Origin of the sequence: Lysinibacillus sp. 38-6, from assembly GCF_046245175.1 — a bacterium.
GTDB lineage: Bacteria > Bacillota > Bacilli > Bacillales_A > Planococcaceae > Lysinibacillus.
Map to the genome: position 1 here is coordinate 4373539 of NZ_CP176417.1, position 23513 is coordinate 4397051.

General features: G+C 39.6%; 22 protein-coding genes. 18 read left to right on the forward strand and 4 right to left on the reverse strand.

The features are described 5' to 3' along the window. Positions 1 to 224: 224 nt before the first annotated feature. Together ACKVEV_RS21795 and ACKVEV_RS21800 are read right to left on the reverse strand one after the other, a co-directional pair. Complete coding sequence (locus ACKVEV_RS21795) at positions 225 to 1910, reverse strand: methyl-accepting chemotaxis protein (protein ID WP_409368309.1); 1686 nt, start codon at positions 1908 to 1910, stop codon at positions 225 to 227. 468 nt (positions 1911 to 2378) lie between these two features. Further along, positions 2379 to 4073 carry an NFACT family protein gene (locus ACKVEV_RS21800; RefSeq protein WP_409368310.1) on the reverse strand — a complete coding sequence of 565 codons (1695 nt, stop codon included), beginning with the start codon at positions 4071 to 4073 and terminating at the stop codon, positions 2379 to 2381. A gap of 312 nt (positions 4074 to 4385) precedes the next feature. Here ACKVEV_RS21800 and ACKVEV_RS21805 point away from each other — a divergent pair, with 312 nt between their 5' ends. From ACKVEV_RS21805 to ACKVEV_RS21875, 15 genes are all read left to right on the forward strand, one after another. Next, entirely contained in the window at positions 4386 to 5261 is an 876-nt protein-coding gene (locus tag ACKVEV_RS21805; protein ID WP_409368311.1) for a YicC/YloC family endoribonuclease, read from the forward strand. A gap of 43 nt (positions 5262 to 5304) precedes the next feature. Further along, the gene (gmk, locus tag ACKVEV_RS21810; RefSeq protein WP_409368312.1) at positions 5305 to 5922 is read left to right on the forward strand and encodes a guanylate kinase; all 618 of its coding nucleotides are present in this window, start codon (positions 5305 to 5307) and stop codon (positions 5920 to 5922) included. Positions 5923 to 5926: 4 nt separating this feature from the next. Beyond that, positions 5927 to 6154 (forward strand): DNA-directed RNA polymerase subunit omega, encoded by a 228-nt coding sequence (gene rpoZ / locus ACKVEV_RS21815; protein ID WP_024362090.1) that lies wholly within the window; start codon positions 5927 to 5929, stop codon positions 6152 to 6154. Between the two features lie 135 nt (positions 6155 to 6289). Then, positions 6290 to 7300 (forward strand): bifunctional phosphopantothenoylcysteine decarboxylase/phosphopantothenate--cysteine ligase CoaBC, encoded by a 1011-nt coding sequence (gene coaBC / locus ACKVEV_RS21820; protein WP_409368313.1) that lies wholly within the window; start codon positions 6290 to 6292, stop codon positions 7298 to 7300. Beyond that, positions 7297 to 9708: a primosomal protein N' gene (gene priA / locus ACKVEV_RS21825; protein ID WP_409368314.1), complete on the forward strand. Its 2412-nt coding sequence runs from the start codon at positions 7297 to 7299 to the stop codon at positions 9706 to 9708. The genes coaBC and priA overlap by 4 nt, the downstream gene beginning before the upstream one ends. Before the next feature lie 99 nt (positions 9709 to 9807). Beyond that, complete coding sequence (gene def, locus ACKVEV_RS21830; protein WP_409368315.1) at positions 9808 to 10302, forward strand: peptide deformylase; 495 nt, start codon at positions 9808 to 9810, stop codon at positions 10300 to 10302. Between the two features lies 1 nt (position 10303). Next, entirely contained in the window at positions 10304 to 11245 is a 942-nt protein-coding gene (fmt, locus tag ACKVEV_RS21835) for a methionyl-tRNA formyltransferase (protein ID WP_409368316.1), read from the forward strand. After that, positions 11242 to 12603: a 16S rRNA (cytosine(967)-C(5))-methyltransferase RsmB gene (gene rsmB, locus ACKVEV_RS21840; protein WP_409368317.1), complete on the forward strand. Its 1362-nt coding sequence runs from the start codon at positions 11242 to 11244 to the stop codon at positions 12601 to 12603. Before fmt ends, rsmB begins: the two co-directional genes overlap by 4 nt. Further along, a complete protein-coding gene (gene rlmN / locus ACKVEV_RS21845) occupies positions 12603 to 13745 on the forward strand; it encodes a 23S rRNA (adenine(2503)-C(2))-methyltransferase RlmN (protein ID WP_409368318.1) in 1143 nt (380 codons plus the stop codon). The genes rsmB and rlmN overlap by 1 nt, the downstream gene beginning before the upstream one ends. 6 nt (positions 13746 to 13751) lie before the next feature. Beyond that, positions 13752 to 14501: a Stp1/IreP family PP2C-type Ser/Thr phosphatase gene (locus ACKVEV_RS21850; protein WP_409370605.1), complete on the forward strand. Its 750-nt coding sequence runs from the start codon at positions 13752 to 13754 to the stop codon at positions 14499 to 14501. Between the two features lie 2 nt (positions 14502 to 14503). Further along, entirely contained in the window at positions 14504 to 16480 is a 1977-nt protein-coding gene (gene pknB / locus ACKVEV_RS21855; protein ID WP_409368319.1) for a Stk1 family PASTA domain-containing Ser/Thr kinase, read from the forward strand. A gap of 11 nt (positions 16481 to 16491) precedes the next feature. Further along, complete coding sequence (gene rsgA / locus ACKVEV_RS21860; protein ID WP_409368320.1) at positions 16492 to 17376, forward strand: ribosome small subunit-dependent GTPase A; 885 nt, start codon at positions 16492 to 16494, stop codon at positions 17374 to 17376. A 2-nt stretch (positions 17377 to 17378) separates the two neighbouring features. Continuing rightward, positions 17379 to 18047 carry a ribulose-phosphate 3-epimerase gene (rpe, locus tag ACKVEV_RS21865; protein ID WP_409370606.1) on the forward strand — a complete coding sequence of 223 codons (669 nt, stop codon included), beginning with the start codon at positions 17379 to 17381 and terminating at the stop codon, positions 18045 to 18047. Further along, on the forward strand, positions 18044 to 18697 hold the full coding sequence (locus ACKVEV_RS21870; protein WP_409368321.1) for a thiamine diphosphokinase: 654 nt from the start codon (positions 18044 to 18046) through the stop codon (positions 18695 to 18697). Before rpe ends, ACKVEV_RS21870 begins: the two co-directional genes overlap by 4 nt. 51 nt (positions 18698 to 18748) lie before the next feature. Next, a complete protein-coding gene (locus ACKVEV_RS21875) occupies positions 18749 to 18820 on the forward strand; it encodes a hypothetical protein (RefSeq protein WP_409370607.1) in 72 nt (23 codons plus the stop codon). A 122-nt stretch (positions 18821 to 18942) separates the two neighbouring features. On the opposite strand, the gene rpmB is transcribed toward ACKVEV_RS21875, so the two are convergent. After that, entirely contained in the window at positions 18943 to 19131 is a 189-nt protein-coding gene (gene rpmB / locus ACKVEV_RS21880; RefSeq protein WP_173477799.1) for a 50S ribosomal protein L28, read from the reverse strand. Between the two features lie 209 nt (positions 19132 to 19340). Further along, on the reverse strand, positions 19341 to 20081 hold the full coding sequence (locus ACKVEV_RS21885) for an IclR family transcriptional regulator (RefSeq protein WP_409368322.1): 741 nt from the start codon (positions 20079 to 20081) through the stop codon (positions 19341 to 19343). 210 nt (positions 20082 to 20291) lie between these two features. On the opposite strand from ACKVEV_RS21885, the gene ACKVEV_RS21890 reads away from it, so the two are divergent. From ACKVEV_RS21890 to ACKVEV_RS21900, 3 genes are all read left to right on the forward strand, one after another. Further along, entirely contained in the window at positions 20292 to 21164 is an 873-nt protein-coding gene (locus tag ACKVEV_RS21890) for a dimethylarginine dimethylaminohydrolase family protein (protein WP_409368323.1), read from the forward strand. 18 nt (positions 21165 to 21182) lie between these two features. Further along, positions 21183 to 21944: a dimethylarginine dimethylaminohydrolase family protein gene (locus tag ACKVEV_RS21895; RefSeq protein ID WP_409368324.1), complete on the forward strand. Its 762-nt coding sequence runs from the start codon at positions 21183 to 21185 to the stop codon at positions 21942 to 21944. A 158-nt stretch (positions 21945 to 22102) separates the two neighbouring features. Continuing rightward, positions 22103 to 23473, forward strand: a complete 1371-nt coding sequence (locus tag ACKVEV_RS21900; RefSeq protein WP_409370608.1) for an amino acid permease — start codon at positions 22103 to 22105, stop codon at positions 23471 to 23473. Positions 23474 to 23513 lie beyond the last annotated feature (40 nt).

The following is a 23513-nucleotide window of genomic DNA, read 5'->3' on the forward strand; positions in this document are numbered from 1 at the left end:
GGAGAAAAGTGGCCCCTGCATCAAAGGGACGAAGTTTTTGATTCGCTTAATTTTTCGCTTTCTTCTAATAATTGCATGTGTATCACATGTTTTGTATAAATATGACTAAGTCGCAAAATAGGGATTCGTCAAAGGTTGATGATTTCTGGTATTTAGTGCAATTAAAAAACACTCTAAGCAAACTCAATATGTTTCGGAGTTTATTTAGAGTGTTTTCGTATCTTTTATAACTTAAATTGAAGAATTTGATTTTGTAAATCGAAAGATTTCTCGCTTAAATCAGTCGCTACTAAATTGACTTGTTGCATTGTAGCCGCTTGTTCTTTCATAGCTTCCGCAATAATCTTTGTGTTGTCAGCACTTGCGGATGCGCCGAAGGCAATTTCAGCAACAGATGCTGCTACTTGCTCAGCGCTTGCCGATATTTCTTCGGATGTCGCTGAGATATCTTCAATTTGATCGCTCATCGTTGAAATGGCTGTGACGATGGATTCAAAAGCAACACCAGCATTGCCAATCATTTTCACACCATCTGTAACAGAATGAAGACCATCGATGACTGCCTTTTCTACATTTTTTGTATCTTGTTGGATATCTTGCGTTAGCGCGACAATTTGGTTAGCTGACTGTTTTGATTCTTCGGCTAGTTTGCGCACTTCATCAGCTACTACTGCAAAGCCTTTACCGTGTTCACCAGCACGTGCTGCTTCGATAGCGGCATTTAATGCCAGTAAATTCGTTTGTTCAGTAATGGTCGTAATGACTTCTGTAATATTGCTTATTTCAATGGATTGTTTACTTAGTTTTTGAACGAGCGTGTTAATTAATTGTGTTGAATCATTGATGACGTTCATTTGTTGCTGTGCTTCTTCTATTATATTGTTACCTTTGTTAGCAGTTTCAGATGTCGCAACGGCACTATGGTGAAGTTGCTGTGTCGCCTCAGCGATGCGTTGCACGCCTGTTGCTGTTTCATCCATAGCAGCAGCACTTTCTTTTGCTGCAATGGTTGCCGTTGCAGCTGATGCAGCCGTTTCATTAATGCGTGATGTGACTTCGTCTGTTGTAGCCGAAACTTCTTGAGTAGAGGCTGTTAACTCCTCGGCAGCACCTGTTAAATGTTCGGCATTATCTTGAATATGTGTCATGAGATTACGCAAATTACTTTTCATCGTATTAAAGGACAGTGCAAGTTGGCCAATTTCATCTTTGGAGCCATTTTCAATATCTTGATGATATAATTCGCCGTTCGCAATATTGTTGGCAGCGGCTACAACTGATTTTAAAGGGCGTGTAATTTTGCGTTGAACATAATACATAAGGAATACGCCGAGTGTTACACCGATAATAATGGCTATTAAAGAAATAAGTTGAGAATTTCTTACTGCTTGTTTCGATTCTTTCGTAATAATTTCTAACTGATTCTTTTGATAATCTACTACTTGATTAGAGACTTCCAGTAACCCTCTGTTTGCTTGTTGTGCGTCACTATTTACTTTTTGTAAAGCTTGCTCTATTTTTCCTTCATCGTGTAAAGCTAAAACATTATCAGCAGCTTTATTGAAAGCGTCATTATATGTATTAAGCTCCTTGGCATATTCAGTCATTTCAGGTGAGTCAGCTTTTTTTGTAATTTCGTCAACATGCGTATCGAGCAGTGCTGCATATTTTTTAAATTGTTCTTTATTATTTGCTGTATCCTCAATAAACATCGCACGAATAAAAAGACCTTGCATCGCCAGTTCAAATTGAATGCTGTCCGAAAGTTCAACTAATGCGACGCGATTTTCTAGGGCGTCTTCAACCTTGCTTTCAATTTTAGAAAACTGCATAAATAAAACGAGTAAAGAAATAAATAAAGTGAAGATAATCGAGAAAAAGCCGAAGCTTAATTTTTTGCCAACAGACATAGTGAATACGCCCTTTCCGAATTGCTATAAAATTTTTTATAGTTAAATTAAGACATCGGGGAGGCGAGAAGTCAATAACGGAACGAAAAACAGTTCAGAATATTCATGCTAAAAATCTTTTGTGTACAAGCTAGGGAACATTGCCTGTGAAAATTGCATTTTCCGCAGATTTTTATCGTTATATAGTACAGATTACCGTGAGTGCCTTTTAAAATGAAAGAAGTTAGGGGGGGTTGGGAGAGGGGCAAATATGATAATAATAGTAAAGAACACTAGTTGATGGTAGCGAAGGCGATGACTCCTGCGGGAATAGCATACAATGTAAGACGCAACAAGCCCGCGCGTTAGCGAGGGTTGCGGCTTACGGTATGCCCGCGGAAAGCATCGCCGTAGCGGACATCAACGGCAGCGAAAAAAGTGTTAGATTGATTACGATCAATCTAACACTTTTTCGATGTTATGCCATATTTAAGACTGCTTCTTTAACTGTAAAATGACAGTTTCGTCTGGGTCGATGAACAATGTTTTTTGTTCGAAGTAAATAACAAATCCAGGTTTAGCCCCATTTGGTTTTTTGACTTGGCGTATTTCGGTATAGTCTACTGGTACAGAGGAAGAATCGCGAGCTTTTGAGAAATAGGCGGCTAGTGTTGCGGCTTCTCGTAATGTCGTATCATCTGGCTCATTCGAATGAATAACGACGTGAGAGCCTGGAATATCCTTCGTATGTAGCCAGATATCCGTACGCTTCGCCATTTTAAATGTCAGCATATCATTTTGTTTATTATTTTTACCAACAGAAATAGGTGTTCCTGTAGAAGAAATATAACGTTCGGGTTCAGGTTTCAGCTGTTTTTTCTTTTTCTTAGCGTGACGTAGTTTTAAATAGCCTTGCTCCGCTAATTCTTCACGTATTTCTTCAATATCACCTGGTGATGCTTGTTGCACTTGTTGCGCTAACATTTCGAAGTAAGTGATTTCTTCTTTTGTTTTTTCCAGTTGCTCTTGTACCATAATCAAGGCATTTTTTGCCTTATTATATTTCGTGTAATAGCTTTGCGCATTTTCAATAGGGGTTTTACGTTCACTAACAGGGATGGTAATTTGTTCTGCTGATTCACTGTAGTAGTTTGTTACAGTTACTTCCTTTACACCTTTTTCGAATGCGTAAATATTGGCCATCAGTAGTTCTCCGTATAATTGGAACTGATCTAATTTAGATGCGCGTTCATAGTCTTTTGTCAGCTTCTTTATTTTTAGTGATAGCTTATCGATTTCGTTTTGAAGCCAGCGTTCTAAATCACCAGCCTGTTGCTTCACACGATCTCGCTCTGCGCGGGCAAAAAATACGCGGTCTAGTAGCTCGTGGACATTGGGATAAACTGTTTTCTCTCCTTGTAAATGGTTCAATGCAATAGGAGAGAAATACGTTTTGTTGTTCGCGTATACATACATCGGTTCTGTCCCGCCATCACGAAAGGCTGCCATAAAATCTTTAAAGCATGCTACTTTATTTGTTGCAGCTGATAAGCGGAATAATAGTTCCTCTGCATGTAAGGGAGAAAAGCCCACAAACTGGCCAACAATTTCTTTTGCCGTTTTCGGCTCAGCGAAAAATGCCGTTAGCTGTTCATCCGTGACCGTTAACGGTTGCCATTTATTTTGTGCAGGTGGTGCGATATAGGGCTGTCCAGGTAATATTGTACGGAAACTATTCATCGACGGTGATAAATGTTTTAAACTATCGATAATTTTATGTTGTTCCTTATCGAGTAACAGCAAGTTACTATGGCGACCCATAATTTCTGCGTGTAATTCTCGCACAATTGGATCACCGATTTCATTTTTACTATGGATTTCTACTATAATAATGCGATCTAAATCATGCTGTTTAATAGAAGCGATAAAACCGCCTTCTAAATGCTTGCGTAAGAGCATGCAAAACATCGGTGGTTCTGCTGGGTTTTCGATTGTTTGCTCTGTCAGATGTACTCGCGCATAGGAAGGGTGGATAGAAAATAATAATTTGTGATTGCCACCATTTGCACGAACTTGTAAAACAACTTCTTGCGCGTTAGGTTGATGTATTTTTGTAATACGACCTGTCACTAATTGTTGCAGGTCTGTTGTCATTGAATAAGTAAATAAGCCATCAAATGCCATTTTAAGTCCTCTTTCCAATGATCTATTGCATCATTGTGTATTCGTAAGTATTGCATTATTGCGCTTGAATGGTCTGCTTGACCGGGAAAAATAGTGAGATTCTTCCTTATAATAAGGGTCCAAAGCAGCCAAGTTACGCTGGAATGCATTTTTTGTATGTTTATCATAGCATTTTTTAGGTGAATATTAAAATATAGCTTCAGATGTGGTAGAATTAATTTTTGCACTATCGAATTTTTTATGGAGAGACGTCATAAATGACAAAGCTTATGTTATAATAATCCCAGTATGCAAAGAAAGGTGTGACGAACCTTGGTGCGTAGTATGACTGGTTTTGGCAGAGGTGTCACAACAACAAGAGACTTTCAGTTAACCGTAGAAATACGCTCGGTCAACCATCGTTTTTTAGAAATTCATGCAAAGTTTCCGAAAGAATGGCTTGAAGCAGAAATTTTTGCAAAGAAATTGATTTCGCAAGCTTTGTCTCGTGGAAAAATTGATGTGATGGTCTATGTAAAAGATTTAGAAAATGTCGAGCAATCTATTGAAATTAATTGGTCATTAATTGAAGCGTATCGTAAGGCAAAAGAGCAATTAGCAAGTAAAGTACCACTAGAAGAAAAATGGACGATGCAGGAGCTGCTAGCTCTAGAACAAGCATTAGTACAAGAGAAGCCGCAGCTAACACCTGAGGATTTACTTGGGGCTGTAGAACATGCGGTAACAGAAGCTACTGGGCAGTTGATCCAAATGCGTGAGCGTGAAGGGCAAGAATTGCAAGACGTTGTTGTACAATATAAAGAGCAGTTAATGGAACAAGTGAATCACATTCGCTCAAATTCCTCACTTGCTGTTGAAAAATATCGTGCGCGTTTATTAGAACGAATTGCTGAAATTGCAGGTGGAGCGCTGTTAGAAGATCGTTTACTCGCAGAAGTAGCGATTTTTGCAGAACGAGTGGATATCACAGAAGAGTTAGATCGATTAGATAGTCATTTTAACCAACTGGAAGAAACGTTACTAGAGACGGTTTCAATCGGACGTAAATTGGACTTTTTAATGCAGGAAATCCATCGCGAAATTAATACGATCGGTTCAAAAAATCAATCGACAGAAGCAGCCGTTGCTGTAGTACAGGCAAAAACAATTTTAGAAAAGATGCGTGAGCAAGTTCAAAATATCGAATAACCTGCTTGCATCTGTTATAAATTAAGGGAGATATAGAGGATAAATGATAAAAGAACGTGGATTATTAATTGTTCTGTCGGGTCCGTCTGGTGTAGGAAAAGGGACAGTGCGAAAAGAATTATTTTCTCAACCGAATACGAATTATGAGTATTCCATCTCAATGACAACACGAAATCCTCGCGAAGGTGAAGTAGATGGTGTAGACTATTTTTTCAAGACACGTGAAGAGTTTGAGACGTTAATTGAAGAAGGTGGCTTATTAGAACACGCTGAATTTGTAGGGAATTACTACGGCACGCCGTTAACCTATGTAAATGAAACACTGGATGCTGGTCGTGATGTATTTTTAGAGATAGAAGTACAAGGTGCAGCGCAAATTCGTCAAAAAGCACCGGATGCCTTATTTATTTTCTTAGCCCCTCCAAGTTTAACGGAATTAAAAGATCGTTTAGTTGGTCGTGGGACAGAAACAGCGGAAGTTATTGCGAAGCGCATCGCGACTGCAAGTGAAGAGCTTGAAATGATGAGCTTATACGATTATGTGGTGGAAAATGATGAAGTGACGAATGCTTGTGATCGTATCAATGCGATTATTAAAGCCGAGCATTGTCGCAGAGAACGTGTTGAAAAAAGATATTTGTCAATGTTGAGAGGAGAATAAACCTATGTTATACCCATCAGTAGATGCCTTAAAAAAAGAAATCGATTCAAAATATTCTTTAGTAAGTTTAGCGTCAAAACGTGCGCGCCAAATGCAAGAAGTAGAAGGTACTGAACGCCTACACAAGTACGTTTCCTATAAATACGTAGGAAAAGCACTTGAAGAGGTAGCGGCAGGTGTGCTGACGAAAGTATCACAAGATGAGTCAGCTGTGTACGAAGACGAAATCTAATCTAACATTGATGGAACAAAGCTTTTGCCAAGTTAATGTTAAAATCTGCAGTGATTTTTTGATTATACAAAAATGCCGAGAGCTCCCGAGGAATAATCCTTTGGGAGCTTATCGTTTGAAAGGACGACATTGTAGATGAATAAAAATATTTTACTTTGTGTTTCAGGTGGTATTGCGGTTTATAAAGCTGTAGCGCTCGTAAGTAAGCTCTCACAGGCGGGTTTCCAGGTGAAGGTCATCATGACAGCGTCAGCGCGCCAGTTTGTCAACCCGTTAAGCTTTCAAGTCATGTCCAAAAATGATGTCTATTACGATACATTCGATGAGAAAGATTCAAATGTCATTGCCCATATCGATTTAGCAGATTGGGCAGATTTAATATTAGTTGCACCGGCAACCGCCAATGTGATTGGCAAACTCGCCAATGGCATTGCGGATGATATGGTGACGACGACATTACTTGCTACAACTGCGCCAGTTTGGCTTGCGCCTGCAATGAATGTTCATATGTATGAACATCCGGCAGTGAAGCGCAATTTGGCACAACTAGCAGCAGATGGCTATCAATTTATTGAACCGTCAGAAGGCTTTTTAGCATGTGGGTATGTTGGGAAAGGTCGTTTAGAGGAACCTGAAAAAATTACAGCTATAGTAGTCGATTATTTTTCAGCACAAGCGAAGCCACTAGCTGGTAAAACAGTACTTGTTACAGCCGGTGCTTGGTCTATCCCTTTCGATAATCAACATATTATAAGTTCAAAGGCAAATGGTCGCATTGGTCAAGCATTAGCAAAAGAAGCACAAGCACTAGGCGCACATGTCATTCTTTTGGATGGGGATGCTTCCGATGTCAACGACATGTTAGCAGAAGTAGAGCGCTTAACAAAGCAATATCCACAGGCATTATTGCTGCACGCGGCTACTATCCCGACAATTGACAATGCGCCAATGCTATCCATCGAAGGGCTGACGGCAGTGACATTTGGACAAACCGTTATAGGTCAACCAATATTGCAAGTCGTATCCGATGAATGGATTGATTTTAGTCATACAGCAAAAATAAAAGAGCAATTAGTTGATGTCTCAGATGCACACCAGTTTGCACAAGCTTTATGGCAGTATGTTTTACAAGGTGAGGCGCAATGAGTTTATATGCTGAGATTATCGTGGATGTTGCAACATACCATGTTGATCGTTCATTTGATTATGCTGTTCCCGCAGAGTGGCATGCAGTGATTGAAAAAGGCTGTCGTGTAAAAGTGCCATTTGGGCCGCGTAACGTACTAGGGTTTGTTGTCGGTTTAAAAAATGACACCGAAGTTCCTGCAAACAAAATTAAGCCGATTGCGCAAATTTTAGATATTGAGCCTGTTTTTACGGAAGAAATGTTGCAGCTGGCAAAGTGGCTTAAAAATGAAACAATTTGCTATGAAATTGATGCGTTACAAGTAATGCTTCCTTCCGCACTGCGGGCCAAGTATGAAAAAATGGTGAAAGTACAAGAGGATCTCGCGACATTACCTTTAGAAGTACAGCAGATTTTTGGCAAACGTCAACAGGTAAACTTTAAAGAATTTGAGCGTGCTGGGTTATTGCCGTTACTCAAACAACTGATTGCTGAGAATGTCGTTAAAGTAGAAAATGTTGTGAAGCAACAAGGTAATGTGAAAGAAGTGCGGATGGTTAAGATTGCCGAAGATGCTCAAGCGCTCAACAATGCGTTACAAGAGGCATCAAGAGCTGCAAAGCAACGTGCTTTAATTGAATGGATGGCTTCCCATTTAGGTGAAATTTTTTCCCCGCAGCAAATTTTTGAGGAAACAGCCGTGTCTGCTGCTGTTTTACAAGCAGTGATTGATAAAGGAGCAGCCTGTTTTATACAAGAAGAAGTATATCGTGATCCTTTTACAAAAGATGTTGCACGCACACAATCTTTACAATTAACAGCAGAGCAAGCAGTTGCCTTAGAGGCCATTTCGCATTCTATTGAAACACAATCTGCTTCCACTTTTCTATTGCAAGGTGTAACAGGCAGTGGGAAAACGGAAGTTTACTTGCAAGCGATTCAAAAGGTTTTAAATAATGGCAAGGAAGCCATTATGCTCGTGCCTGAAATTTCTTTAACGCCGCAAATGACGGAGCGTTTCCGTAGTCGCTTTGGTGAAATGGTGGCGGTCATGCATAGTGGATTATCAGTTGGTGAGAAGTATGATGAATGGCGCAAAATTCAGCAAGGTAAAGTAAGGGTTGTCGTTGGTGCTCGTTCAGCCATTTTTGCACCTTTTACAAATTTAGGGCTCATCATTTTAGATGAGGAGCATGAATCAACATATAAGCAGGAAGATTCTCCACGCTATCATGCGAGAGATGTGGCCATTTGGCGCAGCCAGTTTTATCAATGTCCAGTTATTTTAGGTAGTGCGACACCTGCGTTAGAGTCGTATGCTCGTGCAAAAAAAGGTGTTTATACACTACTAACATTAAAACAACGGGCAATGCATCAAGCCATGCCAACTGTCTATGTTGCAGATATGCGAGAAGAGCTTCAAAAAGGCAATCGCTCAATGTTTTCAGAGCTACTTATAGAAGGTATAAGAAGTCGCCTCGAACGACAAGAACAGATGGTGTTATTTTTAAATCGTAGAGGGTATTCATCATTTGTGTTATGTCGTGATTGTGGAACAGTCGTACAATGTCCGAACTGTGATATTTCACTTACCTATCATCGCACAACAGAAAAGTTGAAGTGCCATTACTGTGGTTATGAAGAGCATGTGCCGCAAATTTGCCCGCAATGTCAAAGTGAACATATTCGATATTTTGGTACAGGTACGCAAAAAGTAGAGGAAGAAATATTTAAGCTTTTCCCAGAAGCGAGAGTGCTAAGAATGGATGTCGACACAACAAAGCATAAAGGGGCACATGAAGAGATTTTGCAAGCATTTGGTGAGGGACAAGCCGATATTTTACTCGGTACGCAAATGATTGCAAAGGGACTTGATTTTCCTAATATTACACTTGTAGGTGTGCTGAGTGCCGACACTTCATTGCATTTACCGGATTACCGTGCAGCGGAGCGTACTTTCCAATTGCTGACACAAGTAAGTGGTAGAGCGGGGCGCCATGATAAGCCTGGTGAGGTCGTTATCCAAACGTATACACCCGAACATTATGCAATTGAATTAGCTAAAGTACAAGATTACGAGCCATTCTATGAGCGAGAAATGTTTTTACGCCGACGTTCAGGCTATCCACCCTATTATTTCGTTGCGCTTATCCAAGTATCGCATGAGGATGTTATGATGGCGGCGGAATATGCAGGGCGTGCTGCGGATTGGCTACGAGGAAATTTATCACAGCAAGTATCGATTATTGGCCCAACGGTAGCAAGTATTAGCCGTCTCCAAAATAGATATCGCTATCAATGTTTGATAAAATATAAAATTGAACCAAATCTGATACCTGTCTTGCAACGGTTGCTTGCAATGTATCGAGCAGAATGGATCAAACAGGGCATATTAATGACGGTCGATTTAGACCCGTCTACGATATAAAGAGGCTAAAAGATTACGTGTTAATTGATTAAATGGCGAATTACCGACCATTAAAATAAAGGCAAGAACGCCTGATATAATAGAAATGAGGAACGAACAATGGCAATCAAAAAAGTAATCGAACATCCAGCAAAAATTTTATCAACACCATGTGCAGAAGTAACAGAAATTAATGAAGAAATTATTGCATTACTTGATGATTTATATGACACAATGGTGGAATATGATGGCGTAGGTATTGCCGCACCTCAAATAAATGTTGGCTTACGCGTGGCGATTGTCGAGCTAGGCGAGGAACGAGATATTTTAGAAATGATTAACCCTACTGTTATTAAAACGGATGGTGCAGAGGTTGATATCGAAGGATGTTTAAGTTTCCCAGGATTATATGGTGAAGTTGAGCGTCCTGACTATGTGAAAATTGAAGCGTGTGACCGTGAAGGGCGAGTGTATGAGCTTGAAGCAGGAGGTTTTGAAGCGCGAGCGATTTTACATGAGATTGATCATTTAGACGGTATTTTATTTGATTCGAAAATCAAACGTATTGTAACGGAAGAAGAGCTTGAAGAACTGTACGCACAAGAGGAGGAATAACATGACGTCAATTATTTTTATGGGAACACCTGATTTCTCAGCGCCAATTTTGCGTATGCTACACAATGAGGGCTATGATATTAAAGCAGTTGTGACGCAACCAGACCGACCTGTTGGACGCAAGCGCGTATTAACACCGCCACCTGTTAAAGCGGCGGCATTGGAATTAGGCTTACCAGTTATTCAACCTGAAAAGCTACGTGGCTCTGAAGAACTACAGCAAATACTTGAATTACAGCCGGATATCGTTATTACAGCAGCCTTTGGGCAAATTTTACCGAAAGAATTGCTTGATGCACCACCGCTTGGCTGTATTAATGTGCACGCATCTCTTTTACCTAAATACCGTGGAGGAGCGCCCATTCACCAAGCAATTATTGACGGTGAAAAAGAGACAGGCGTTACGATTATGTATATGGCGCAGAAATTAGATGCAGGCGATATCATTTCACAAAAGGCCATTGCCATTGAAGAAGATGACCATACAGGTGGTCTCTTCGATAAATTAAGTGTTGTCGGTTGTGACCTATTAAAAGAAACACTTCCTTCTATTATAAATGGAACAAATAGCCGTACAGTACAAGATGAAACCCAAGTAACATTTGCAAGCAATATTTCTCGTGAACAAGAACGCATTGATTGGACAAAGGATGCCACGACTTTATACAATCAAGTGCGTGGACTTCACCCATGGCCAGTAGCCTACACAACTTTTGAAGAAGGAAATTTCAAAATTTGGTGGGCAAAGGTTGGGCAAACACAACATAATGCGAAACCTGGAACAGTCGTAGCCATTGCAAAGGATCATTTTGAGGTGGCGGCTGGCAATGGTACAGCACTTGCACTATATGACATTCAGCCGGCTGGTAAAAAGCGAATGACGGCAGAGGATTATTTGCGAGGTACAGGTTCAAAATTACAGATCGGGGACCAGTTTAAATGAGTAAAAAAAGCGTAGTAATTTGGGATGGCAATGTACGAGATGCCGCACTGTCTATCCTATTAGCAGTAGATAAAAATCAAGCGTATAGTAATTTACTGTTACACGAAACGATTAAGCGCCATAAAATTGAAGCGAAAGATCGTGCACTGTTAACAGAAATTACGTATGGTACGTTGCAATATAAAATGACCCTCGACTACTATTTAGAGCCATTTATTCGTGGTAAACTAGATCATTGGGTGCGTTGGTTACTGCGTTTATCGCTATACCAGATGCATTATTTAACGCGCATACCACCGCATGCAGCTGTCAATGAAGCGGTAGAAATTGCAAAACGTCGTGGACATCAAGGGATCGCTTCTACAGTCAACGGAATTTTGCGTTCTATTTTACGTCAGGGCGTACGCTCGATTGAAGAACTAGCAAATCCTATCGAACGACTTGCTATTGAAACAAGTCATCCACAATGGTTAGTCGAGCGCTTTGTCGAAAATTACGGCTTCGAAGTAGCTACTGCTATGTTGCATGAAAATAATGTGCCGCCAGTACAGACAGTGCGTGTTAATACGACAGTGGCGACGCCCGAACAGGCGATTGCTAGCTTACAAGCAGAAGGTTTAACGGCACAGCAAAGCGATTTAATGCCTGAATGTTTACATGTTACAAACGGTCAGCCTGCTCGAACAAAAGCGTTTCAAGATGGGCTTATTACAATACAGGATGAAAGTTCGATGATTCCTGCCAATGTGTTGAATCCTTCTCCAGGGATGCGCGTCTTAGATATGTGTGCAGCACCGGGTGGTAAAACAACACATTTAGCAGAAAAAATGGGCAATAAAGGTTCCATTTTGGCAACAGATTTACATCCACATAAATTAGATTTAATCGACCATAATACAGAACGTCTAGGACTTGAGATAGTAGAAACAGCACCAATCGATGGCCGTAAAGCGCCTGATTTTTTACAAGCGGAATCGTTTGACGCTGTGTTAGTAGATGCGCCATGTAGTGGTTTGGGTGTCATGCGTCGTAAACCCGATATTAAATATACGAAGCGTGAAGAGGATTTAGAAAATCTTCAAAAAATCCAGTTGGCACTGCTTGATGCAGCTACGAAAGTACTGAAAAAAGAGGGCAAACTGGTGTACAGTACATGTACAGTCGATAAACAAGAAAACGAAGGCACTGTTGAGGCCTTTTTAACAGAGCATCCAGAAATGGAAGCGATACAACTAGAATCTTTACCAACAAAATTAGCGGAAAAGCAGGCAAATGGCATGCTTCAAGTCTTCCCACAAGACTTCGGCAGTGATGGTTTCTTCGTCGCGGCCTTTCGTAAAAAAGGAGAATCCAACTAATGGTGGATCAAGAGCAATTTAATGAACGTATTAATGACTTAGTCGAGGAAGCGGAAGAGCAGCCCGTTCGACGAGTGAAAAAAGAAAAACCCAATTTAAAAGAATCAATCTATTCACTACAACCACATCAATTAGAAGAATGGCTAAAAGAAAACGGTGAAAAGCCATTCCGTGCTGCGCAAATTTTTGATTGGTTATACAATAAACGTGTGAAAACATTCGAAGAAATGTCTAACCTATCAAAATCATTACGTGACAAGCTAGAGGCAAGCTTTGCTTTAACAACATTGTCGACGCTTATTAAGCAGGAATCGAAAGATGGTACGATTAAATTTTTATTCCAGTTACAAGATGGTTACTCTATTGAAACGGTTTTAATGCGTCATGAATATGGCAACTCGGTATGTGTTACAACGCAAGTTGGCTGCCGTATTGGTTGTACATTCTGTGCATCAACTTTAGGTGGATTAAAGCGCCATTTATTAGCTGGTGAAATTGTGGAGCAAGTTGTCAAAGTACAACAAGCTTTAGATGAAGTAAATGAACGTGTGTCGCATATCGTTATTATGGGCATCGGCGAACCTTTCGATAACTATGATGCAATGATGAGCTTCTTAAAAGTCATCAATCATGAAAAAGGTTTAAACATTGGGGCACGTCATATTACAGTTTCGACATCTGGTATAGTTCCTAAAATTTATCAATTTGCGGATGAACAACTGCAAATTAACTTTGCTGTATCATTGCATGCACCAAACCAAGAGGCGCGTCAAAAATTAATGCCAATTGCCCGTGCGTACAAATTGGATGAATTAATGGAAGCGGTGCGTTACTACACGAAAAAAACTGGACGACGTGTTAGTTTTGAGTATGGTTTAATGTCGGGTGAAAATGATTCAGTTGAAGTGGCAGAAGAACTATCTGCTTTAATTAAAGGAATTAAATGCCATGTCAACTTAATTCCTGTAAACTACGTACCTGAACGTGATTATATTCGTACATCTCGTAGTAAAATTTTTGCTTTTGAAAAAACATTAAAGAAAAATGGTATTAACGTAACAATTCGCAGAGAGCAAGGTTCTGATATTGATGCGGCATGCGGACAATTACGTGCGAAAGAGAGATCTGAGGAAACGAGGTGACCAGTGGTGAAATACACAGTCGAAAGTGATATTGGTTTAAAACGAGCAATTAATGAAGATCGTGCTGCATTTTTTAAACGACCAGATGGACTTGCACTAGCACTTGTCGCAGATGGCATGGGTGGTCATAATGCTGGCGATGTAGCGAGTGATATGGCAATGAAACAAATGGAAACTGTTTTTTTACAAGCTGAGGCACATCATTTTGCAACTATGACATCAAAAAAAGAATGGTTACGTCAAGCAGTGAAGCATTTGAACACGAATATTTTTGACTATTCTTTATCACACGAAGACTGTAAAGGAATGGGGACGACGTTTATTGCCGTGTTAATTGAAGGAAATCATTGCTTCATAGCACATGTTGGTGATAGTCGCGTGTATTATTTCTTTGAAGATGGCGCACAACAAATAACAAGAGATCACTCATACGTTAATGTTTTGCTTGAAAATGGTGAAATTAGTGAAGAGGAAGCATTAACGCATCCGAAGAAAAATTTCATTTTAAAAGCTGTTGGAACAGAGGAAACAATTGAACCAGACTTTTATGAAGTAGAGCTCGCGCCAGAATCGTATTTACTCATTTGTTCTGACGGTTTAAGTAATAAACTATCAGTGTATGAAATGGCATCAATCATTACCTATCCAGATTTAATTGAAGAAAAAGGACGAAAACTTGTGGAATTAGCAAATGCAAGCGGGGGGGAAGACAATATCTCCCTCGTGTTACTCACAAGGCAAGATGAGGAGGTGTAAGTATGCTTGTAGGAAAACGAATTAGTGACCGCTATAAAATTTTAGAACTCATTGGTGGCGGAGGCATGTCCAATGTATACTTGGCGCATGATATGATATTAAATAGGGATGTAGCAATAAAAGTACTACGTTATGATTTCACCAATGAGGAGGAATTACATCGACGTTTTCAACGTGAGGCACTGTCAGTTACAAGCCTTACACATCCAAATATTGTGAGTATTTATGATGTAGGTGATGATGGAGATCTGCATTATATTGTAATGGAATATGTTCAAGGAAAGACGTTAAAGCAGTACATACAAGAATATGCACCAATTTCGCCTGCGAGAAGTGTGCATATTATGAAGCAATTAACGTCAGCAATTGCCAATGCTCATGACAATCATATTATTCACCGTGACATTAAACCGCAAAATATTTTAATGGATGCGGATGGCAATGTGAAAATAACGGATTTTGGCATTGCGATGACGCTTAGTGCTACATCGTTTACCCAAACAAACTCTGTGCTTGGTACTGTGCATTATTTATCACCAGAACAAGCCCGTGGTGGAACCGCTACAAATAAATCAGATATTTATGCGCTAGGCATTGTGTTATATGAATTACTAACAGGGGAATTACCATTTTCGGGTGAATCAGCGGTTTCAATTGCACTAAAACATTTACAATCGGAGACACCATCTGTCCGTGCATTTGATGGCACAATTCCGCAAAGTTTAGAAAATGTAGTGCTAAAGGCAACGGCTAAAGATGCATCTCATCGTTATGCTACGGTGGAAGAAATGCAAGAGGACTTAGAGACGGTCTTATCATCCGCACGTATTAATGAACCGAAGTTTACGATTCCTATTGATAATGATGCGACGAGAGCTATTCCCATTATTAAGGAACAGCAGATACGCAAAGAAGAGGATTTAACGCAAACAAGGGCAATGGAACCGATCCTACAATCGAAAGTCGAACCGAAGGCCAAGAAACCTGTTGAAAAGCCGGCTCCGGTTAAAAAGCAAAAGAAAAAATGGCCAATAGTGGTAGCGCTTATTGTAGTGGTAATGGCCATATTCTTATTTATTTTATTGGCAACCGATGTATTTAGTCCGAAAAAAATCGCGGTGCCGGATGTCACGAATTTAACCGTCGAAGAGGCTACGAAAAAATTGCAAGAAGCGGGCTTTGTTGTCGCAGAACAACAGGAGGAGCGCAATTCTGAGGAAGTTGAAGAGGGGAAAGTCATTGAGACAGACCCAGCAAAAGATGCCAAGCGTGTCAAAGGGACTGAAATAGAGCTAATTGTCAGTCTTGGTCTAGAAAAGATTAAAATCGATGACTATACGGGGCAACAAATTAATCAAGTTGAAGCTTTATTAAAAGATAAATTGTTAATTCAAAAAAATTACGTGCATTCTAATCAGCCGGAAGGTCAAATTATTGAGCAAGATCCAGCACAAGGAACAGAAGTCGTTGCGAAAGATGCAACGATTACGTTTACAATAAGCCAAGGCGTAAAAATGATTACAGTCGATAGTGTTACGAATTACACGAAAGCGCAAATGGATGATTACGTAAAAAGAGTAGGGCTAAAATGGCGCACTGTTCGCGAAGAGTTTAATGAGACAGTTCCTGCAGGTAGTGTCATTTCACAAACGCCAAAGCCAGGTACTAGCTTAATGGAAGGCGATACGATAGCAGTTGTTTTAAGTAAAGGACCTGCTGAAAAGCCAGTGAAAACATTTATTAAAAATGTTTTAATTCCATATGAACCGAAAGAAGAAGGCGCTGAACAAGTAATACGCATTGAAATTCAAGATAAAGATCATACAATGGTGAAAACTTTTGATGAATTTACGATTACGAGTGACCAACAATACAAAATACAACTTGTCATTGTAGAAGGTGAAGAAGCGGCTTATAAAATTATCCGGGACTCGGAAATTATTGAGTCTAAAAGCTTCAGCTATGATGATGTTAAATAAGGGGGAATTGGATGGCGCAAGGCCAAATTCGTAAAGCATTAAGTGGCTATTATTATGTTTATAATGGTGAAGAGCTCATACAATGTCGAGGACGTGGGGTATTCCGCAATCGCGGAGAATCTCCACTTGTCGGCGATTTTGTTGAATATACACTTGAAACAGAAGGTTCAGATGGTACGATTCAAAAAATACTTGATCGTCAAAATGAATTAGTGCGCCCGCCGATTGCTAATATCGATCAAGGCATTTTAGTGTTTTCAGTAAAAGAGCCAAACTTTAATACGATTTTATTGGATCGTTTCTTAGTCGTCTTAGAATCATTCCATGTACATCCAATCATCTGTCTGACAAAGATGGATTTAGTGGATGACAATGAGCGTGATGAATTACAGCGTTATATAGAAGATTATGAAAATATGGGCTATACAGTGCTGCAAACTTATAAGGGTGAAGAAGAATTAGTTGAACGTCTTCAGCCAATTTTAAAGGACAAAACATCGGTACTTGCTGGACAATCCGGTGTAGGAAAATCAACGTTACTGAATACGTTAATTCCAGATTTAAATTTAAAAACCGGCATTATTTCGCAGAGCTTAGGACGAGGCAAGCATACGACTCGTCATGTGGAACTAATAGAAGTATGTGATGGCTTATTAGCGGATACGCCAGGGTTTAGCTCTTTCGATTTTGATGAAATTGAAAAGGAAGAGTTAGGTGCATGTTTCCCAGAGATTTCACGAATTGCTGAGGACTGTAAATTTAGAGCATGCTTGCATTTAAAGGAACCTAAATGTGCAGTAAAGGCAGCGGTTGAAGCGGGAGAAATTCGTGAGTACCGTTACAAGCATTACGAACAATTTATGCAAGAAATTATGGATCGAAAGCCGAGGTATTAATGATGATACAAATAGCACCATCAATTTTAGCAGCAAACTTTGCAAAACTAGGAGAAGAAGTAAAAGACGTAGAACGAGCAGGTGCAAAGCTTATTCATATCGACGTGATGGACGGTCATTTTGTACCGAATATTTCATTTGGCTCGATTGTTTTAGATGCCATTCGTCCTTTAACTGATTTACCGTTAGATGTTCATTTAATGATTGAAAATCCAGATCAATATATCGAACAATTTGCTAAAGCAGGAGCGGACTATATTACGGTCCATGTTGAAGCTTGTCGCCATTTACACCGCACGATTCAATTGATTCGTTCATATGGTGTGAAGCCAGGGGTTGTTTTAAATCCACATACACCAATTGAATCGATTCAACACATTTTAGAAGATATTGATATGGTGTTATTTATGACAGTGAATCCTGGATTTGGTGGTCAAAAGTTCATTCATTCGGTTGTACCAAAAATTGAAGCGCTATCAACAATTATTAAAGAGCGTAACTTAGACGTGGCGATAGAAATTGATGGTGGCATTAATGCCGAAACGATTGTTCCATGTGCCAAAGCAGGAGCAACTATTTTTGTAGCGGGCTCAGCAATTTACAGTAAAGAAGACCGCACAGCGGCCCTGCAAGAGATTTTAGCCGCTGGTGAGGCTGCGATGAAAGGATGACCACTGTTGTCGTATGTGCAGGCGGTCCCAAACAGGAGCTTTGTTCCTTTGAGCCATATAAAAAGCGTGATGACGTTCTATTTATCGGTGCGGACCGAGGAGCACTATATTTAATTGAGCAAGGCATTATACCACATGCTATTGTTGGCGATTTTGACTCATTATCACAAGAAGAATATAAATATGTGATGGAGCATGCCAATGATTCACAGCGTTTTCAAGAAGAAAAGAATGAAACGGATACCGATTTAGCGCTGTTAAAGGCACTAAGCTATTCGCCTAGTGACATTGTATTAACGGGTGTGACAGGTGGGCGTTTAGATCACTATGAAGCCGCTGTTCGTTCGATATATCGTTTACAGACTGAGCATCCTCAAGTTGTCTTAAAAATTATTAATCATGCAAATATGTTGCAATTTTTGGTGCCAGGCACGCACACAATTCAAGCGGATGAGCGCTATCGCTATTTGTCTTTTTTTGCGCATGAGCAACCAATTCAAGGGGTTACATTGAGACATGTTAAATATGAAACGACGAACGAAGAAATATCATTAGGTTCATCTCGTTTTACAAGTAATGAAATAATAGGCACTTTAGGGTCTATATCCTTTACGCAAGGCATATGTTTAATGATAAGAAGCATAGATTAGCGTAAGGGGGAGAGAGTCCTGAAAGTATATACGTTCCAATTGCCGAAAGTTGTGAGTAGTATTACGCGTACTTGTATCAACCTATTTAAAAAAGACAAGAAAGAAGCTAAAAAATCCGACTGATGCCAGTCGGATTTTTTCTGCTTAAAAGCTATACAAGGGCGGTTGGTAGTTTGCCTTACATCAAAATGAAAGAAAAAAATCGATTTACGCTATATGCGAAATCGATTTTTTAGAAGCGGCTATTAAACGCGCTCGATTTTACCTGATTTTAAAGCACGAGTAGAAACCCATACACGTTTTGGTTTACCGTTAACTAGGATACGAACTTTTTGAAGGTTAGCGCCCCAAGTACGTTTGTTAGCGTTCATAGCGTGGGAACGGTTGTTACCAGTACGAGCTTTACGTCCAGTGATTACACATTGTTTTGGCATGTTGTATTCCCTCCTTACAGTTGATGCTGAAAGATTATTATTTCAGTTCGGTATTTCACATACCATAATAATTTAACATACGAAGTCGTTCAGTGCAACAGTTTTCACATAACCTTTCAAGAAAAAAACCTTTACAGACAAAAAACTGCTATGAAAAAAACACTGTACAATGGCACTAGATTCATTGAGCAGTGTTATTTTAGTATAAACTACCTGCCGCGATAGCCAAGCTTTGTAGAAACGCGCTTCCCTGTTTCTACTAGCTGTTGTATAAGGAAATTGATATGTTCGTCGCTAACGTTAAAGCTGACAAAGCCTATACTAACGGCACCAATAATATCGCCAAAGCCATTATAAACCGCTACAGCAACGGAGGAAGTTCCCGCTGTTCGCTCACCGTGACTAATCGCATAGCCTTGTAAGCGTATTTGTTCTAATTGCGCTTGCAAATCAGCCATTTCTTCAACTGGAACGAGTTGATCCATAATTTCCTTCGCTTGGTCAGTCGGTATAGAGGCTAACAACGCTTTATTGGCTGCACCAATATGCATAGGAATGCGAATCCCTAGTTGATCGTAAATGCGAATAGGATTTGCTGCACTATCAATTCTCTCGATAATAATTGTATCTAAACCTGCAGGCTTGCTTAAATAAACACTTTCCTCAACTTCTCTTGCAAGGCGCTCTAATTCTGGTCTAATTTTGCTAATGTAGTCCATCGTATCATACACTTGGAGCCCTAATTCCATCCATATTGTGCCGAGACGATAGTGTTTCGTTTGCTCGTCTTGTTCAATCATCCCTTGCGCAATCATCGCTTTTAAAATTCTATGTAATGTACTTAAGGGTAAATCGCATTTAGTGGATAGCTCTGAAATAGACAAACTGCCTTCCGTTGCATCTGAAGCTAACACTTTCGCAATGGTCATTGCACGTTCTAATAATTGCATACTTGTCCCACTCCTCCTATCTTATTTTATTTTTATTCTTGGTGTACGTCTAGTTCCTTCATAGATGCATAAAAAGAAAGTACTTTCAAAAAGAGAATAATAAAATTTTTCTAAATATATTGACAGTATAACATAAAACACATATATTTTTTATATAAACTTTCCTCTTAACGGAAACGTTTTCCACTACACGGAAAAGGGGTGAAAGGTATGCATTATTGTTCATCCATGTATGCACCTTTAAAACACGTTATTGTCAAACATCCAAAAGAAGCTTTTATAAGCCAAGAGCATCTTACAGATGAATGGAAAACTTTCAACTATCTATCAGAGCCGAATTATAATGAAGCGCTTACAGAATATGCTGAATTTATCGCCATTCTTGAGAAGTATGTTGAAAAAATTGATTATTTGCCAGCGTCTACTGAAGTAGGGTTAGATTCGCTTTACGCGCATGATCCTGTTAAATTCACACCACACGGTGCAATTATATTGAAATCTGGCAAGAAATTAAGACAACCTGAAGCAAATGTTTACAAACAATTTTTACAGAATAAAGACATTGCTATCATTGGGGAATTGTCAGGTGATGCTGTTTCAGACGGTGGGGATATTGTTTGGCTTGATGACCGTACACTTGCAGTTGGTCGAGGATATCGCACAAATGACGAAGCTATTCGTCAAATCAAGGAAATGACAGCGGATGTCGTCGATGAATTTATCGTTGTACAACTCCCGCATGACTTAGGTGAAGCGGAATGCTTACACTTAATGTCCTTTATTAGTATGGTGGACAAGGATTTAGCAGTGGTACATTCTCGTTTAATGCCAGTATTTTTGCGCCAATTGCTTATCGAGCGTGGCATTCAGTTAGTTGAAGTACCGAAAGATGAATATGACACTTTAGGCTGTAATGTCTTGGCGCTAGCGCCGAGAGTGTGCGTCATCCCTGCAGGTAACCCTGTTACTAAACAGCAGTTATTGGATGCAGGCGCTACAGTTTATGAATATAAAGGTGAAGAAATCACAGTAAAAGGAACAGGTGGACCAACATGTCTAACTTGTCCAGTAGTTAGAGGATAAAAAAGGAGACGATATACTATGTTTAAAAATGTCATTGTAAAAAATCCAGGGAACAGTTTTGTCAACGGTTTAACAACAAGTGATCTAGGAAAACCTATTTTAGAAAAATTATTTCAACAGCATGAGCACTATGTAGAAGCATTAAAAAAATGTGGTGTAGAAGTGACACAACTTGCGGCAGATGAAGCTTTCCCAGACGCTACTTTTGTAGAAGATACTGCTGTACTAACTTCTGAATTTGCTATTATTACAAATCCAGGGGCAGAAGCACGTAATCGTGAAATTGAAGATATCGAGCCGGCCGTTAAAAAGTTTTATGACAAGCTATATTACATCGAAGGGCCAGGCACACTTGATGGCGGTGATGTTTTACAAGCTGAAAAGAAATTTTATGTAGGTATTTCAGATCGTACAAATGAAGAAGGCGCACGACAATTCAAAGAAATCGTGGAAAAAGAGGGCTATGAAGCTACGATTATTCCATTAAAAGAGTTCTTCCATTTAAAAACGGGTATCGCTTATGTTGGACAAAATCGCATGGTCGTAGCTGGAGAGTTTATCGATCATCCTGCATTTGAATCTTACGAAAAAATTGTTATTCCACAAGAAGATGAATATTCAGCGAACTGCATTCAAGTAAATGATTATATCATTATTCCAGCAGGTTACCCTGAAACGAATCGCAAACTAAAAGACTTAGGTTATCAAACAATTGAACTTGAAATGTCTGAATTTAGAAAACATGACGGCGGCTTAAGCTGTTTATCTCTACGCTTTTAATTAAATGATAGATGCCCAATCAATTTAGGAGGGAGAAAATTGATTGGGTGTTTTAGTCCTTTAAATATCTGAATAATCAATAATTTGACAACTTATGGAAATGGGGAAACGCTTTGAGCAAAGGGGAACAACAGCATAATAATGTATTGAAACGCTCTATGAAGAGTCGACATTTATTGATGCTATCACTAGGTGGCGTGATTGGGACAGGGTTATTCTTAAATGTAGGGTACACAATCAATCAAGCTGGCCCAGGTGGCGCATTAATTGGCTATTTGTTTGGTGGTTTTATTTTATATATGGTTATGAATTGCCTTGGAGAATTGGCAGTCTATATGCCTGTAACAGGTTCCTTCCAAACATACGCTACACGGTTTATAAGCCCATCTGCAGGATTTTCTTTAGGGTGGATGTACTTTGTTGGATCTGCTGCCACCGCAGGAGTGGAGTTCACCGCAGCGGGGATATTAATGCAACATTGGTTCCCGAATGTGCCGATTTGGATATGGTGTGCTGTCTTCATGGTGCTTTTGTTTACATTAAACGCCTTAACAACGAAAGGCTTTGCAGAGGCGGAGTTTTGGTTTGCGAGCATTAAAGTAGTTGCCGTCATTGCTTTTATACTTATTGGTGCGGCGGCAATATTTGGTTGGATTCCTTTGGCGGATCGTCCGACGCCACATTTAACGAATTTAGCGCCGTCAGGATTATTCCCTGCAGGAATTGCCGTTATTTTTGTCACAATGATGAATGTCATTTTCTCTTATCAAGGTTCTGAGTTAGTAGGTATTGCAGCTGGTGAAACAGAAAATCCAGAAAAGAACATTCCAAGGGCAATACGTACAATCTTATTTAGAATTATCGTATTCTATATTGCTTCTATTATTGTTTTATCTGCCATTTTCCCATCATCTGAACTTGGTCTTCTTGAAAGTCCTTTCGTCACATTGATGAAAATTGCGGGTGTTCCTTATGCAGCGGGCATTATGAACTTCGTTATTTTAACGGCAATATTATCTGTCGGTAATTCGTGTCTGTATGCGTCAACACGTTTACTATGGTCGATGTCAAAAGAAGGAATGGCTCCGAAATATTTTGGGCGTTTAACTAAAAATAAAGTGCCATTAAATGCGCTAATATTTACGATGGTCTTTTCACTACTGTCATTGTTAACGAGTGTTATGGAAGCAGATGCGGTGTTTGTATTGCTTATGTCGATTGCAGGAATTGCGGTGACGATCTCTTGGATGGGTATTGCCATGTCACAATTAATGTTCCGATACCGCTATGTAAAAGGGGGCGGCAAGGTGGCAGACTTGAAATTTAAAACGCCACTATATCCGTTAATTCCACTATTTTGTATTATCTTTTGCGTGATCATTCTAGTGTTTTTAGCTTTCGATCCAACGCAACGGATTGGATTACTATACGGCATAGGGTTCTTCGTAGCTTGTATGCTATTTTATAAGGTGAAATTAAGTAAAGTTACGCCAGTTTCTTCTGACAAAGAGGAGTCACTGCATTCATAATGAAATGCTCCTGATTTAGGAAAAGCATTTTTATCGGATA

Bases quoted from the DNA above. Each gene is read 5' to 3' on its own strand.
- ACKVEV_RS21795 (WP_409368309.1), bottom strand. From the start codon at position 1,910: ATGTCTGTTGGCAAAAAATTAAGCTTCGGCTTTTTCTCGATTATCTTC.
- ACKVEV_RS21800 (WP_409368310.1), bottom strand. From the start codon at position 4,073: ATGGCATTTGATGGCTTATTTACTTATTCAATGACAACAGACCTGCAA.
- gmk (WP_409368312.1), top strand. From the start codon at position 5,305: ATGATAAAAGAACGTGGATTATTAATTGTTCTGTCGGGTCCGTCTGGT.
- rpoZ (WP_024362090.1), top strand. From the start codon at position 5,927: ATGTTATACCCATCAGTAGATGCCTTAAAAAAAGAAATCGATTCAAAA.
- coaBC (WP_409368313.1), top strand. From the start codon at position 6,290: ATGAATAAAAATATTTTACTTTGTGTTTCAGGTGGTATTGCGGTTTAT.
- priA (WP_409368314.1), top strand. From the start codon at position 7,297: ATGAGTTTATATGCTGAGATTATCGTGGATGTTGCAACATACCATGTT.
- def (WP_409368315.1), top strand. From the start codon at position 9,808: ATGGCAATCAAAAAAGTAATCGAACATCCAGCAAAAATTTTATCAACA.
- fmt (WP_409368316.1), top strand. From the start codon at position 10,304: ATGACGTCAATTATTTTTATGGGAACACCTGATTTCTCAGCGCCAATT.
- rsmB (WP_409368317.1), top strand. From the start codon at position 11,242: ATGAGTAAAAAAAGCGTAGTAATTTGGGATGGCAATGTACGAGATGCC.
- rlmN (WP_409368318.1), top strand. From the start codon at position 12,603: ATGGTGGATCAAGAGCAATTTAATGAACGTATTAATGACTTAGTCGAG.
- pknB (WP_409368319.1), top strand. From the start codon at position 14,504: ATGCTTGTAGGAAAACGAATTAGTGACCGCTATAAAATTTTAGAACTC.
- rsgA (WP_409368320.1), top strand. From the start codon at position 16,492: ATGGCGCAAGGCCAAATTCGTAAAGCATTAAGTGGCTATTATTATGTT.
- rpe (WP_409370606.1), top strand. From the start codon at position 17,379: ATGATACAAATAGCACCATCAATTTTAGCAGCAAACTTTGCAAAACTA.
- ACKVEV_RS21870 (WP_409368321.1), top strand. From the start codon at position 18,044: ATGACCACTGTTGTCGTATGTGCAGGCGGTCCCAAACAGGAGCTTTGT.
- rpmB (WP_173477799.1), bottom strand. From the start codon at position 19,131: ATGCCAAAACAATGTGTAATCACTGGACGTAAAGCTCGTACTGGTAAC.
- ACKVEV_RS21885 (WP_409368322.1), bottom strand. From the start codon at position 20,081: ATGCAATTATTAGAACGTGCAATGACCATTGCGAAAGTGTTAGCTTCA.
- ACKVEV_RS21890 (WP_409368323.1), top strand. From the start codon at position 20,292: ATGCATTATTGTTCATCCATGTATGCACCTTTAAAACACGTTATTGTC.
- ACKVEV_RS21895 (WP_409368324.1), top strand. From the start codon at position 21,183: ATGTTTAAAAATGTCATTGTAAAAAATCCAGGGAACAGTTTTGTCAAC.
- ACKVEV_RS21900 (WP_409370608.1), top strand. From the start codon at position 22,103: ATGAAGAGTCGACATTTATTGATGCTATCACTAGGTGGCGTGATTGGG.